The organism is Micromonospora sp. NPDC047762, from assembly GCF_043204655.1.
Lineage (GTDB): Bacteria > Actinomycetota > Actinomycetes > Mycobacteriales > Micromonosporaceae > Micromonospora.
This window is the reverse complement of the sequence record NZ_JBIDCQ010000003.1, coordinates 313,009-326,929: the sequence shown is the minus strand read 5'-3', so window position 1 is coordinate 326,929 and position 13,921 is coordinate 313,009. Positions and strand designations below refer to the sequence as shown.

13 protein-coding genes and 1 riboswitch are annotated in these 13,921 nt (G+C 72.8%); of the genes, 4 read left to right on the top strand and 9 right to left on the bottom strand.

The window, feature by feature from the left end; all coding sequences use genetic code 11:
* The first annotated feature begins 22 nt into the window (after window positions 1-22).
* Both ACGF3C_RS12335 and ACGF3C_RS12330 read left to right on the top strand, forming a co-directional pair.
* Entirely contained in the window at window positions 23-1,540 is a 1,518-nt protein-coding gene (locus ACGF3C_RS12335) for a bifunctional cytidylyltransferase/SDR family oxidoreductase (RefSeq protein ID WP_357228356.1), read from the top strand.
* A 33-nt stretch (window positions 1,541-1,573) separates the two neighbouring features.
* Entirely contained in the window at window positions 1,574-3,244 is a 1,671-nt protein-coding gene (locus tag ACGF3C_RS12330; protein WP_393221393.1) for a CDP-glycerol glycerophosphotransferase family protein, read from the top strand.
* 4 nt (window positions 3,245-3,248) lie between these two features.
* Here ACGF3C_RS12330 and ACGF3C_RS12325 read toward each other — a convergent pair whose 3' ends face one another.
* The 5 genes from ACGF3C_RS12325 to ACGF3C_RS12305 form a co-directional block, all read right to left on the bottom strand.
* Window positions 3,249-3,995, bottom strand: a complete 747-nt coding sequence (locus tag ACGF3C_RS12325; protein WP_393221390.1) for an alpha/beta fold hydrolase — start codon at window positions 3,993-3,995, stop codon at window positions 3,249-3,251.
* A gap of 123 nt (window positions 3,996-4,118) precedes the next feature.
* Window positions 4,119-4,967, bottom strand: a complete 849-nt coding sequence (locus ACGF3C_RS12320) for a C39 family peptidase (RefSeq protein WP_393221387.1) — start codon at window positions 4,965-4,967, stop codon at window positions 4,119-4,121.
* 231 nt (window positions 4,968-5,198) lie between these two features.
* A riboswitch (cyclic di-AMP (ydaO/yuaA leader) is annotated at window positions 5,199-5,339 on the bottom strand.
* Window positions 5,340-5,623: 284 nt separating this feature from the next.
* Window positions 5,624-6,394, bottom strand: a complete 771-nt coding sequence (locus ACGF3C_RS12315; protein WP_357228368.1) for a hypothetical protein — start codon at window positions 6,392-6,394, stop codon at window positions 5,624-5,626.
* A gap of 133 nt (window positions 6,395-6,527) precedes the next feature.
* Window positions 6,528-7,010: a hypothetical protein gene (locus ACGF3C_RS12310; protein WP_357228371.1), complete on the bottom strand. Its 483-nt coding sequence runs from the start codon at window positions 7,008-7,010 to the stop codon at window positions 6,528-6,530.
* A gap of 93 nt (window positions 7,011-7,103) precedes the next feature.
* On the bottom strand, window positions 7,104-8,339 hold the full coding sequence (locus ACGF3C_RS12305) for an acyltransferase (RefSeq protein ID WP_357228373.1): 1,236 nt from the start codon (window positions 8,337-8,339) through the stop codon (window positions 7,104-7,106).
* A 299-nt stretch (window positions 8,340-8,638) separates the two neighbouring features.
* Between ACGF3C_RS12305 and ACGF3C_RS12300 the strand changes: the two genes are divergently transcribed.
* Together ACGF3C_RS12300 and pseI are read left to right on the top strand one after the other, a co-directional pair.
* The gene (locus tag ACGF3C_RS12300) at window positions 8,639-9,802 is read left to right on the top strand and encodes a glycosyltransferase family 2 protein (RefSeq protein ID WP_393221383.1); all 1,164 of its coding nucleotides are present in this window, start codon (window positions 8,639-8,641) and stop codon (window positions 9,800-9,802) included.
* Between the two features lie 133 nt (window positions 9,803-9,935).
* Window positions 9,936-10,988, top strand: a complete 1,053-nt coding sequence (gene pseI, locus ACGF3C_RS12295) for a pseudaminic acid synthase (RefSeq protein ID WP_357233773.1) — start codon at window positions 9,936-9,938, stop codon at window positions 10,986-10,988.
* A 151-nt stretch (window positions 10,989-11,139) separates the two neighbouring features.
* Here the strand turns inward: pseI and ACGF3C_RS12290 are convergent, their stop codons facing one another.
* The 4 genes from ACGF3C_RS12290 to ACGF3C_RS12275 are packed head-to-tail and all read right to left on the bottom strand — an operon-like array spanning window position 11,140 to window position 13,909.
* Window positions 11,140-11,667 (bottom strand): hypothetical protein, encoded by a 528-nt coding sequence (locus ACGF3C_RS12290; protein ID WP_393221379.1) that lies wholly within the window; start codon window positions 11,665-11,667, stop codon window positions 11,140-11,142.
* A complete protein-coding gene (locus ACGF3C_RS12285; protein ID WP_393221376.1) occupies window positions 11,651-12,406 on the bottom strand; it encodes an SDR family NAD(P)-dependent oxidoreductase in 756 nt (251 codons plus the stop codon). Before ACGF3C_RS12285 ends, ACGF3C_RS12290 begins: the two co-directional genes overlap by 17 nt.
* Complete coding sequence (locus ACGF3C_RS12280; RefSeq protein ID WP_393221373.1) at window positions 12,399-13,661, bottom strand: AMP-binding protein; 1,263 nt, start codon at window positions 13,659-13,661, stop codon at window positions 12,399-12,401. Before ACGF3C_RS12280 ends, ACGF3C_RS12285 begins: the two co-directional genes overlap by 8 nt.
* Window positions 13,658-13,909, bottom strand: a complete 252-nt coding sequence (locus ACGF3C_RS12275) for an acyl carrier protein (protein ID WP_091401397.1) — start codon at window positions 13,907-13,909, stop codon at window positions 13,658-13,660. The genes ACGF3C_RS12280 and ACGF3C_RS12275 overlap by 4 nt, the downstream gene beginning before the upstream one ends.
* Window positions 13,910-13,921: the final 12 nt, after the last annotated feature.

The window sequence follows — 13,921 nt, the reverse complement described above, 5'->3', positions numbered from 1 at the left end:
CCCTGAGAGTGAGGATCCGGCAATGACGCAGGACCAGACCCCTGGCCCGGACGCCGAAGCGGGAACCCCGACGCCGTGGCGGCCCTCGCGGACAGTGGCGGTGGTTCTGGCCGGCGGCACCGGGACCCGGCTGGGCCTCGGCATCCCGAAGCAGCTGCTGAAGATCGCCGGTAAGCCGATCATCGAGCACACCCTGACGGTCTTCGAGGCGGCACCGGAGATCGACGAGATCATCGTGCTGATGGCCACCGGCCACGTCGAGGACGCCCAGCAGATCGTCGAGAAAGCCGGCCTGCGCAAGGTCACCAAGGTGATCGAGGGCGGTGACACCCGCAACGCCACCACCCGGATCGCCCTGGACGCGGTCGGCCCGGAAGACTGCAACATCCTCTTCCACGACGCGGTACGCCCGCTGCTCAGCGGCCGGATCGTGCGCGAGTGCGTCAACGCGCTCTGGAGCTACGACGCCGTGGACGTGGCCATCCCCTCCGCGGACACGATCATCCAGGTCGACGAGAACGACTGCATCACCGACATCCCGGTGCGCTCCCGGCTGCGCCGTGGTCAGACCCCGCAGGCGTTCCGCTCCCCCACGATCCGGGCGGCGTACCAGATCGCCGAGGACGACCCGGACTTCGCCGCCACCGACGACTGCGGCGTGGTGCTGCGCTACCTTCCCGGCACCCCGATCAAGGTGATCGACGGTTCGGACGAGAACATCAAGGTCACCCACCCGGTCGACGTGCACCTGGCGGACAAGCTCTTCCAGCTCGCCGCCGCGCAGGCCCCCCGGCTGACCGACCACCGCAGCTACAGCGAGGAGCTGACCGGCCGGACCATCGTGGTGTTCGGCGGCAGCTACGGCATCGGCCACGAGTTGACCGAGCTGGCCCGTCGCTACGGCGCCCAGGTCTTCCCGTTCAGCCGTTCCAGCACGGGCACCCACGTGGAGCGGGCCGAGGACGTCGAGGCCGCGCTGACGACCGCCTTCCAGGCCACCGGCCGGATCGACCACGTGGTGGTCACCGCCGGCATCCTGGAGAAGGGCGCCCTCGCCGAGATGGACGAGGAGACCATGGACCGGCTGCTCCAGGTCAACTTCGTCGGCCCGGTGACCATCGCCCGCCAGGCCCTCCCGTACCTCCAGCAGACCAAGGGCCAGTTGCTGCTCTACACCTCCAGCTCCTACACCCGGGGCCGGGCCCGCTACGCGCTCTACTCGGCCACCAAGGCCGCCCTGGTCAACCTCACCCAGGCGCTCGCCGACGAGTGGGCCGACGTGGGCGTCCGCGTCAACTGCATCAACCCGGAGCGCACCGCCACCCCGATGCGGACGCGGGCCTTCGGCGAGGAGCCGGAGCACACCCTGCTCGCCGCTGAGGCCGTCGCCCAGTCGTCGCTGGACGTGCTGATCTCCGACCTGACCGGTCAGGTGATCGACGTACGCCGGGCACCCGGTGACGGGCCCACGCCGAGCGTGCCGGCACAGTCCGGGCCGGGTCGGGTCGAGGCACCGGCCGGCGCGACGTCCGCCAACTGACGCCGACGGCTGCGGAACCACGAACGGAGCGACATGCGCGGCGACCTGGTCCGAAAGCTGGCCGCCCGGTGCCTGACCACCGGGTTGGCCGTGCTGGCCTTCGTCGTGCTGGCTTTGACCGGCGCGACCGGCTGGGGGCTGGCGTTGGCAGTCGCCGCGCTGGCCGCCTCGGCCGCCGAGCAGCGGATCCGGCCCGGCGCCGACCTGGTGGCGGAGACCGCGTTGATCGCCGCGGCGATCCTGGTCGGTTACTCCCGGCGGCTGGACGACGGGCTCGACCTCGCGCTGGTCGCCACCGGGCTGGTCCTGCTGGGTCTGGTGCTGCTGGTGGGGCCGCTGCGCACCGCCGGCGGTCTGGAGATCCGGACGGCCAACCTGCCGGTTCGCGCCTGGACGCCGCTGATCGCCGACCGGCTCGGCACGGCCCTGCTCGGGCTGCTCGCCGCCCTGGCGCTCGCCGCCGCGCTCGCCCTGCCGGCCGGTGTGGCCCTGACCGCCAGCCTGCTGGTCGGGGCGGGCGCCGGTGCGGTCGCGCTGGACCTGGCCCGGCGACGGTTCCGGCCACGCGCAGGTGGCGGGTCGGTGGCCGCCGCGCTGCGCCGGCACCAGCCGGAGTTCCTGCTCTACTTCTCCGCGCCTCCCGGCTCGGAATACCAGGTCACCATGTGGCTGCCGTACCTGGAACGGATCGGCCGACCGTTCCTGGTCGTGCTGCGTGAGCCGGAGTTCCTGGCCCCGATCGCGGCGGCCACCGACGCGCCGGTGGTCTACTGCCCCACCCTGGCGGCGATGGACCAGGCGTTGGTGCCGAGCCTACGGGCGGCCTTCTACGTCAACCACGGTGCGAAGAACAGCCACTGCGTCCGCTTCACCCAGCTCACCCACATCCAGCTGCACCACGGCGACAGCGACAAGGCGCCGAGCGCCAACCCGGTGTCGGGGATCTTCGACCGGATCTTCGTGGCCGGGCAGGCGGCGATCGACAGGTACGCCCGCGCCGGAGTGCAGATCCCGGCCGACAAGTTCGTCGTGGTGGGTCGTCCACAGGTCGAGTCGATCGAGGTGCGCCCGGAGCCCGCACGAGGGTTGGCGCACCCGACGGTGCTCTACACGCCGACCTGGACCGGGCACCACGCCGACGCCGACTACTGCTCGCTACCGGTGGCCGAAGGCCTGCTGCGCCGACTGTTGGAACGCGGCGCGACGGTGATCCTGCGAGCCCACCCGTACACCACGCAGAACCCGGCCTCGGCCCGGCAACTGGGCCGCCTGACCGAACTGCTCGTCGCCGACCGGGCCCGCACCGGCCGCCAGCACATGGTCGGCGCGGCGGCTCGGGAGCTGAGCCTGACCGAGTGCGTCAACTCCGCCGACGCGCTGGTCTCCGACGTGTCCGGAGTGATCTCGGACTTCCTCTACTCCGGCAAGCCGTACGCGGTCACCGACATGGGCGACGAGGGCGACCGGTTCGTGGAGCGGTTCCCGCTGGCCGGGTCGGGTTACGTGCTGCGTCGGGACATGTCCAACGTGGACGAGGTGCTGACCGCCCTGCTGGACACCGACCCGCTGGCCGAGGCCCGCTGGGCCACCCGCCGCCGCTACCTGGGTGACTTCCCGGCCGAGTCGTACGCCGAGGCGTTCCTGGCCGCCGCCCGCCGGGAGCTGGCGCCGGCCGAGGCGCTCACCGCGACCGCACCGGCATAGCCGCTCAGCGGTACGGGTCCAGCAGCGCCAGCACCGCCGCCGGGTCCTCCACGTGCGCGTTGTGTCCGAGACCGGGCAGCGTGGCGACCGGTACGCCGTACTCCTTGAGCTGTTCGTCGGTGACCATCGGGTCGTTCTCCCCGCGCGCCAGCACCACCGGCACGTCGGTCGCCGCCAGCAGCACGGCCAGATCGGGCTCGCCGACGGCGAAGGCGGCCGGGTCCATGGCGAGGCGCCACCGGCCGTCGACCTGGCGCAGCCCGGCTTCCACCACCGGGTGGTCCGGCGGGACCAGACCGGTGAGCCCGGCGACCCGCAGGTAGCGGCGAGCCGCCTCGGTGCGGGTGGCGAACCAGCTCACCGGTCGGACGGCGAGCTCGGCGGCGCGGGTCAGCTCGGCGGGTGACCAGAGTGCCTTGATGCCCAGCCCGACCACGGCGTCCACCGGCGTTCCGGCGTCGCGGGCGGCCAGCGCCAGGCCGACCACCCCACCCAGCGAATGCCCGAGCACGACCAGCCGGTCGTCGGGGACGAGGGCCCGCGCGATCTGCTGAGCGAAGCCCGCGAAGGAGTACGAGGGCAGCGGCGACGCCCAGCCGTGGCCGGCGAGGTCCGGTGCCAGCCACCGCCCGGGCCAGTGCTGCTCAAGGTACGGGGCCCAGGGCAACCACACGTCCCCGGTCGTTCCCATGCCGTGCAGCAGCAGCAGGACCGGCCCGCGGCCGGTGTGACCACCCGTTTCATCCACCACGGCCGCAGTCTCCCACGGTTCACGGTCGGGTACGAGGGCCGTCGATGGCGGGCCGGGCGGACAAACGCCGCGGGCGCCGGCCCCTTGTGGGAGACGGCGCCCGCGGCGGTCAGGGTGCCCGGGTCAGGCGGAGTAGCCCCGGCTGGTGATCCAGTTGGCCAGGTCGATCGTGGTGATCCAGTACGACGGGTCGGCCGGGTTCGCCGAGTCGGCGATCCGCACGGTGCGACCGTTGTCCTTGTAGCCCACCACGGCGATGTAGTGCCCACCGCCGTAGGAGTGCCACCCGCCGTTGGTGTCGACGGCGTCCCCGACGACGTTGGCCACCACGCCCCGGCCGTCGGTGACGGCCTTCACCACGTCGGCCTGGAGCCGGTCCATCTGGGCCGGGCTGGGCGCGCCGGGGAACATCCGGGTCCGGTACGGGGAGCCCTTCACCTCGGCGTTGAGCACCCGGGTGGTGTCCGCGGCCGAGTTGGTTCCCATCTCGGTGGTGCCCAGCTCGGCGCCGAGCTCCTCCTGGGTGCGGTCGATGCCGGCGGCGCTGAGCGCGTTCCGGGTGGCCGCCGGGCCGCAGTTGTAGTAGGTGTTCTGCGCCTCGTAGTCGTAGTCGAGCACCTTCGTCGCGGGGGGCTTCGGCGGCGTCGGCTTACGGGTGAGGTCGGGGTTGCTCTTGGCCTTGGCGGCGGGCGACGCGGCGCTGGTGGCCGGGGCGGCCGTGGTCGGCGCGGCGCTGGCCGAGGGGGACGCGTCCCGAGCCTCACTGCGGGAGGCGGCGACGTCGCTGCGCATCTCGGCGACGGTGGTCGCGGTGCGCTGGCCGGCCGGGGCGTCGTCGGCAGTGGTGAGCAGGGCGCCGGTGGTGGTGGCGATCGCGAGGGCTGCGGCGGAGGCGGCGACGATCTGGTACGGGCGCTCGGTGGCGAGGCGACGGAGCTGGCGCTGCAGGGTGTGCTTCACGGGGTCCTCCACGGATCGGGGGGAGAGCGGCACACCGGGGCCGGACCGGTATCCGGGCAGGCGCCAGCGCGCGGACCGTGGTCCGCGGGTGTGAACCGCTCAGGGGAACGCCCGGATCGGCCGGGCGGGAAAGGCGATGACCCGGGGGTCAGCTCACCGTCACGCGACGAATGAGCGGGTGCACCGCCGCGCCGTGGAGGCGAGGGAACAACCGAGGGGTGGAAAGGTGCTGCACGAGGATGGGACTCCTTCCGACACCGCCTACCGGGTTAGCTGACGGATTCGGGCGGGAAGACGCCCTACCGCGGGCCGTGGCTCGCGGATTCACCCCGGACTTACTGGTGGGTCCCCGGTTCGTTGATCACGATTAAGCGGGTCGATGCGGCGTCGCGTCTTGCGATCGGTTACCGCACCGGACGGGACGACACTACTGGCGTCTCAACGCCCTGCCAAGCCAGGTTCACCTGCGTAAACCCCAATTGGCGCCACAATTTCTGCGCGTAATGCCGATGATGTGACTCGATGGGACAACCAGTTACGGCGACGCCTACGGGCGACAACCGGACAGGCCGCAAAGAACGCGGCCACAATCGCGGGAACAATCCCGTCGATCGCGCCGGACGTCCGATTTTGCGATTGGGTGACCGGCCTCACATAACGGATTGGGCTCAACCCACCCGGGCCGGGCGCCACAGTGCCACGACGGCGGGACGCAACGCCCCGGCGACCGTGCGGCGGGCGGGGACCGGGGTCGGGCGGAGCCGGGCCGCCGCCGCGTACGCCTCCTCGGCGAGGGCACGGGCCGACTCGGCGGCCAACTCCGCGTCGCGCCAGGCGACCCGCTCACGATCGGCGGCCACCTGGTAGTCGGTCGACCGCGCATCCCGGATCACCCGGCTGATCAGCACCTCCTGCTCGACCGGGTGTCGCCGGGGATCCCAGCCGCGCCGGTGCCCGAACACGTCGCCGAGCTGCGCCATGGTCAGGTCGCCCCGCCAGTACGCCGCCATCGCCGCCCGGTGCAGATAACGTTCCCGGGCGGCGTACTCGGCGGGGGTGTGCGGGGTCTGCGGGGTGGGCAGTGCCCCCGCGCCAGCGAAGCGACGCGCGGCGGCGTCCGCCTCGTCGTACCCGATCCAGGCCTGCTCCAGCTGTTCCTGAGCGGCCAGCCAGGCGGCACGCCGCCGCTTGGCCGTGGTGGCCGCGCGGGCCGCGGCAACGGCCACCTCCTCGGCGTAGCGGCGCCTGTCGACGGCCTCGGCGGCGGCCAACTCCTGGGCAGTGGGCCCGGCCGGGACCGGGTCGCCAGTCGGCCGGGCCCGTTCGGGGCGGGCGGCCAGCACGGTGAGCAGGCCCAGCGTCAGCAGGAACAGCGTCGACCAGATGGCGGCGGCCCGCGGCACCTCGGTCACGAACTGGTAGAAGACGACGGTCTCCATGGTCGGCACCTCGGGGAGAGAGCAGTGCGATGGAAAGCCGCGCCGACCAGCGGGCCACGGCGGGCCACGGGTCGGCGGGTCAGGGAGCGGGTGGGTCGACAGGGCGCGGCGGCGGGACGGTCGTCCCGGTGGCTCAGCGCCCGGGTGGGGCCCGGGAAGCCCGACCGCTCGCACGGTCGGCGAGGAGCAGCCGGTCAGATTCGGCCGCGCTGGCCGGCGGCACGCCGGCCGCGATGGTGCCCTGATCGCCGGGGAGCGCCACCGGCGCGTCGACCGACCAGGTCGGGACCGACTCCTCGGTGGCTTTCGCCGGGGCCGGACGGGCTGCGCTGTGTGCCCCCGACCCGATGGCGTCGGCACCATCGTCGCCCTGCGCACGGCCGGCGTTGATGACGGTTGACCCCGTTGGCGCGGCGTGTCGGCAGGAGGCCGCCAGCGAACCGGCGACAGTGGTCGGCACCACGCTCGACGTGGGCCCCGTGCCGGGCGTCGACGTGGCGGCCGTGGCCGGGCCTGCGCCGAGCGCCAGGGCCGCGACGACGGCGAGGCTGGTCAGCACCCGAGTCGCCCAGCGCGCCACCCACCACAGCGGACAGGTGAACGCGACCGGAAGCACGTCCCCACGCTACGCCTCGCGCCGACCCGGGCGCATCGACCACGGGCGTGTCGGATCACGCCGCGCCGACCCCTTTGACCAGGGTGGACGCCGTCAGCGCAGGTCGACGTACGGTGATCGACCGCCGGCCTGACCGACCTCGCGGGCAGGTCCGTCGACCTCGCCGCGGGCGATGCTCGCGGGGTCTCGCGCGTCGTCGTCGCCGGCCGTGCGTTGTCGCGGGACGGGTGCTGGACGATCCGCGCGGCGCGGCGCGAGCCGGCGCATCATCGGGGTTTCGACGAAGCGGTGCAGCAACCCGGCGAGGATCAGGTTCGCCGCCAGGAAACCGAGCACCACGGCCGGGCCACGCCAGCCTCCGAAGCCGATCCCCCAGGTTCCGCTCCAACGCAGCACGCTCGTCATCACCAGCACGTGCACCAGGTAGAAGGCGAACGAGACCTCACCGAGCCAGACCAGCGGCCGGGACCGCCACGGCGAGCGCCGACCCCGCACGTCCGCGTCCGCGGCGGCGGTGATCACCAACAGGTACGCGACCGCGAGCAGCGTGGTCCACAGCTCGGCGCGGATCCACTGCGCGGCCACCACCCAGGTGACCAGGAAGATCCCGCTGGCCACTGTCAGTTTGGGACCGCGCCAGAGCCCCCGGCGCATCAACTCGGCCGCCACCGCGCCCAACCAGAACTCCAGCGACCGCACCGGCGGGAAGATCTGGGTGAACCACCAGCGGCTCACCTCCGGCACCAACTCCTGCGCCGGCCAGAGGGCGAGGATCAGCAGCGGCAGCGCGACGATCAGCGCCCAGAGCAGCTTCGGCCGGGCCCGGCGCAGCAGCGGCAGCGCCAGCGGCAGGCAGAGGTAGAAGAAGAACTCGCAGGACAGCGACCAGCTGACGGTGTTGATGCTGTAGAACCAGCCCGGGCGGGGGTCCCACGCCTGCAACAGCAGCAGGTTCTCCAACGCCGCCGCCGGCAGGACCGGGTCGGCGAACCACCAGGCGACCACCAGCGTCGCCACGAACAGCACCAGGTGGTTCGGGTAGATCTTGGCGATCCGTCGCCGCCAGAACGTACGCCGCGAGTCGCCCTCGCGGGCCGACCAGACCAGCACGAAACCGCTGAGGATGAAGAAGAACTGCACCCCGGAGAGACCGAGGGTGAACAGCGCGTCGATGACGGCCTTGTAGTCCGGCTCGGCGATGATCCGCATGGTGCCGGCGTGGAAGCCGAAGACCAGCAGAGCGGCGATCCACCGCAGCCCGGTCAGCGAGGGCAGCCGGGGCGGGGCCGGTGCGGGCCGGGCGGCCGACGTCGCGGCGACGCTCGTCATGCCGGGATCCCGGCGCTCGGCAGGGTCACCAGCACTGTCGTAGCCTCCTCGGCGCGGCGTCGGACGGCGCGACGGCGACGCCCACGACGACCCGGCAGGGCCGCACCGAGGCACCCTACCGGGTCACTCCCGGGTGAACCGGACGCATCCCACCCGCCCCACGAGGCCGCGCTCCCCGGGCCGGAAACCGCCCACCGGCTCGGCGTTAACCTCCCGCTGGGCGGGAGTTCAGAGAGTCCACCATCGGCGGCAACGTCAGGTTCCGGGGCCGGTCACCCGGGTCGTCGAAGGTGGCGGACGTGGTCAATGAGCCGACGCACGCACCGCTGCTGAGCATCGTCGTGCCCGTGTACGGCGTCGAGGCGTACCTGTACCAGTGCCTCGAGTCGATCCGGGCCGACATCCCGGCGAGCGAGTCGGACGCGGTCGAGCTGATCGCCGTCGACGACGCCTCCCCGGACGGCTGCGGTGACATGCTCCGCTCGTACGCGGTCAGCCGCGACGGCGTGCGCGTCGTGCACCTGAGCAGCAACGTGGGTCTGGGGCTGGCCCGCAACGCCGGGCTCGACGTGGCCAACGGCCGGTACGTCTGGTTCGTCGACAGCGACGACTGGTTGCCACCGGGCACGATCGCCGCGGTGCTGGACCGGCTGCGCCAGCACCAGCCCGACGTGCTGATGCTCGACCATCTGCGGGTGCACGAGGACGGCCGGCGGGAGGTCGACGCGAGCAGCCCGCTGCTGCGCGGGATCACCGGCGTGACCCGGTTGGCCGACCAGCCGCAACTGCTGCGGGTGCAGCACACCGCCTGGAACAAGGTGGTCCGCCGGGACTTCATGGACGAGCTGGAGCTGCGGTTCTTCCCCGGCTGGTACGAGGACATCCCGTTCAGCCACCCCCTGCTGATCGGGGCCGAGAAGATCTCCGTGCTGGACCGGGTCTGCTACCTGTACCGCCAGGGCCGCCAGGGCGCGATCACCTCCACCCGCAGCGGCCGGCACTTCGACGCCTTCGCCCAGTACGAGCGGCTGATGGACTGGGTCGCCCGGAAGCACCCGGACGAGCGGTTGCAGGCCGAGCTGTTCGAGCTGATGATCAGCCACTACCTGGTGGTGGTGGGCAACGATGGCCGGCTGCACCCACACCTGCGGCGCGGCTTCTTCCACCGGGCCGCCGCGCACTACCGTCGCTACCTGCCCACCGGCGGCTACCCGCTGCCATCGGGCGTGACCGGGCTCAAGCACCGCCTCGTCGGGCGGGGTGACTGGGTGGCGTACTCGGCGCTGCGCCAGGCCCACCGGGTCGCTGGTCGCCTGCGTCGATCCGGCCCAGTGGGCGGCGCCGGGGGCGGTTCGCTCGCCGCCGACGAGGACCCGGGGCGAGGGGCGAGCGCGGGGTCGACGCGCGACGGTGGGCTCGCGCCGGAGCGGCGCGACGCGCTGGCCGGCGGACGGCTGCCGTGATCGCCCCCACCGCTGAGCACGCCGGGAGCCGGGGTTGCTCCCGGCGTGCTGATTTTCCAGGTCGTCCGCCCGCCGGGTGGACGACGACAGCACCACCGCACCCCGGTGCGGGCGTACCTGAGCAGAGGTCGGAATGACAGCGACAATCAAGATTGGACCGCACGCGGTCGGCGCCGGGGAGCGACCGTTCGTGGTCGCCGAGATGTCCGGCAACCACAACGGCGATCTGAACCGGGCGCTGGCCATCGTCGACGCGGTGGCAGCGAGCGGGGCGCACGCGCTCAAGCTCCAGACGTACCGGCCGGACACCATCACCATCGACGTCGACACCCCGGCCTTTCGAATCTCCAGCGGGCACGAGCTGTGGGGCGGGGAGAACCTGTACCGCCTCTACGAACGCGCGCACACGCCGTACGAGTGGCACGCCCCGATCTTCGAACGGGCCCGCGAGCGTGGCCTGACCGTCTTCTCGTCGCCGTTCGACGCGACCGCCGTGGAGCTGTTGGAGTCGCTGGACGCGCCCGCGTACAAGATCGCGTCGTCGGAGCTTGTCGACCTGCCGCTGATCCGGCTGGTGGCCAGCACCGGCAAACCGATGGTGATCTCCACCGGAATGGCGACGGTCGCCGAGATCGACGCCGCCGTGCGCACCGCCCGAGCCGGCGGCGCGGCGGGCATCGTCCTGCTGGCCTGCACCGCGTCCTACCCGGCCCCGCCGGCCGACAGCAACCTGCGCCGGCTGCCGGTGCTGGCCGGCGCGTTCGACGTGCCGGTCGGGCTCTCCGACCACACCCCCGGCATCGGAGTGGCGGTCGCCTCGGTGGCGCTCGGTGCCTGCTTCATCGAGAAGCACGTGACGCTGGACCGCGCCGACGGCGGTGTGGACTCGGACTTCTCCCTGAACCCCGCGGAGCTCACGGCCCTGGTCGCCGAGTCCGGCCGCGCGTTCGAGGCGCTGGGTGGCACCGCGATCGGACCGACCCCCGCGGAGCGGGAGGGGCTCCGGTTCCGCCGGTCGCTCTTCGTGGTCGAGGACGTCCGGGCCGGCGATCCGGTCACCGCGCACAACGTCCGCTCGATCCGGCCGGCCGGTGGGCTGGCCCCCGTGGAGATCGACCGGGTCCTGGGCCGCACCTTCACCACCGACGTCCCCCGCGGCACCCCCCTGAGCTGGAACCAGATCTGACCCCCAACCCCACCCCACCTGGCCCGTACGAGGCCCGGCCCGGCCTGCCCGCGTCGATCATGGACTTGTGGTGGTCGTTAAGACCCCCGGCGCCTGCTTTGTCAGGCACCACAACTCCATGATCGACGGGGTGGAGCGGGGCGGGGCGGGTTTAGCGGGGTGGGACGTTGGTGGCGGTGCCTCGGGCGTTGGCGGCGAAGCCGACGGTGACCACCAGGTCGGCCAGCCGGAGGGTCCGCCAGACCGCCGAGCCGTCGGCCGGCGCACCCAGGCCGTGACGCCGCCACCAGGCCGCCACCGGCACGTCGGCCAGCTTGCAGCAGCACTCGGCGCGGGTCCACCGGGCCCAGAAGTCACCGGCGCCGAACCGGCGGGCCAGCGCCGGCGGCACCGGGGCGTCGGTGCGCTCCACGTCGATGGCCACCCGCCAGTCGGGCGTCGGCGGACCGTACCAGCCGACGCAACGGCCGTCGTCGAGGTGGCTTCGGGTCACCGCGTCGGCCAGGTCGGCGGGGGCGCCGATGCGCAGATGCTGCTCGGCGGCGGCGAGCAGCCCCGGCACCGGACGCGGCGCGGCCCCGCTGCCCGTCCCCGACGACAGGGCCGGCCCGGTGCGGCCGATCCGCCGCCCCGGTTGCACAGGCAGGGGAACCGACCGCAGGTCAGATGGCGGCGGCACCGTCCACCACGATGACCTGGCCGTTGATGTTGGTGTGTTCCCGGAGCAGCATCCGCACGACCGGGGTGACCTCCACCGGCTCGGTCAGGTGACCGGTCGGGGTGCGGCGCACGATCTGGTCGAGCTGGGTCGGACCGAGCACGGCGGACATCTCCGAGGCGAAGAAGCCGGGTGCGACCGAGTTGACCAGCATCCGGCCACCGAGTTCGCGGGCGAGCGAGCGGGTGGCGGCGTCCATGCCGCCCTTGGTGGCCGAGTACGCGACGAGACCCGGGAAACCGCGCTGCCCGCAGATCGAGGTGATGTTGACGATCCGCCCGCGCAACCCCTTGGCGAGCATCCGACGGATCACCAGTCGGGTCAGCTGCAGCGGGGCCGTCAGGTTGGTCTCGATGATCCGGGCGATGTCGTCGGTGGCGGTGTGCGCGTGCAGCGAGTCCTGCCCCATGGCGGCGTTGTTGACGATGCCGTCGATCGGCCCGAGGCGCTGCTCCACCTCGCGGACGAAGCTCTGCGCGGCGCGCAGGTCGGTGACGTCCACCGAACCCACGTGCACCCGGTCGGGATGCTCGGCGGCGAGCTTCTCCAACTCCGGGGTGATGGTGCGGGCGAACGCGGCCACGCGTACGCCCGCGTCGAGCAGGTCGGTGACGATGGCCAGTCCCAGGCCACGGGACCCGCCGGAGACGAGGACCACGGAGCTGGGCGGGACGAGCTGGTTGTCGGCTGGCTCAGACATCGCTCTTCAGGGTCTCCTTGACGGGAATGTCGGTCAGGACGCGAATGCGGCGCGGCACCGCGTGCTCGGGGAGCCGGTCGGCGCACCAGCGGACCAGCGCGGCCTCGTCAGTGTCCACAGAGGACGGGCCGAGGACCACCTCACCGACCACCATCCGCCCGAGCACCGGGGCGCGGCGGCCGGTCACCCGGGCCCAGGCCACCGCCGGATGAGCGGCGAGCACACCGCGGACCACACCGGCGGAGACCTTGCTACCACCGACGTTGATCTCGTCGGAGTCGAGTCGGCCGGTGATCAGCACCCGGCCGTCGAGCACCTGCACGCGGTCCCCGGTGCGGATCGGGCCGGCGAGACCAGCCCCGTGGTACGGGGAGGTGACCACCAGTTCGTCGTCGTGGACGGAGAGCGTCGGCCGGCCCGGGGCTTCCCGGCCCAGCCAGTCCACCGGGAACCCGGCCCGCCCGTCGTGCACCACAATGGACGCCCCCACCTCGGAGGACGCGTAGATCCAGGAGATCCGGGCCGTCGGGAAGACCTCCCGCAGCTGGTCCAGGATCGCCTGGTCCACCGGTTCCCCGCCGAGGGTGATCTGGCGCAGCGGCACCCGGGCGAGGGCCTCGGCGTCGCGGTAGAGGGTGCGCCGCCAGAAGGTCGGGGTGCCGGAGGCCGCGTCCACCCCGTGGGTGGCCGCGACAGTGGGCCAGTCGTCCAACTCGTCGGGCTCGACCACCACCAGGTGCTGGCCGGGCTGGGTCAGCGACAGGGTGACGACCTGCCACCAGGCGTACGTGCCCGGGGCGTACGGGCAGAGCCAGGTCCGGTCGGGCTGGTCGGCACGCACTGTGGTCAGCGTGTCGAGGGTGTGCCCGACCCGCTTCGGACGCCCGGTGGAGCCCGAGGTGAGCAGCCAGAGTCGGCCCGGCTCGGCGGCTCGCGGGCGGGCCGGTGCGCTCGGGTGCACGCCGTCGTCGTCGAGGACGCCGACGGTGAACCCGGCTTCCAGCAGCTCGGTGCGCATCACCGCGTCGACCCGACTCGCGGTGCTGAGCAGCAACTCGGTGCCGTGCACGGCGTGCTGCCGCGCCGCGGTGAGCGCGTGCACGGCCGAGCGGGCGAGCACCGCCGCCGGGTCGGGCAGTGTGGGCGTCGGCAGCGAACGCCAGGCCAGCGTGGCGCCACCGACGACGAGCCGGTTGTCGACACCGGCTGGCTCCGGGCTGGCGGGGGTCGGGTGGCGCGACGTCGCGACGGTCACTGGTGTTGGAGCTCGACGAGGAAGTCGAGGACATCCCCGACGGTGGCGATGCGACGCAGCCCGGGGGCGTCGAAGTTGAGCTCCTCCCCCGTCTCGTCCTCCACCCGCAGGGCCAGCTCGGAGAAGTCGAGCGACCGGAAGCCGATCTCCCGCAACTGCGCCGCGTCGTCAGCGGGCAGCTCCTTGTCCTGATTCTTCAGCACCTGAGCCATGAGGTCGCGGATCTGCGCGCGACTCAATTCGTTCATGCGCCGCAGTCT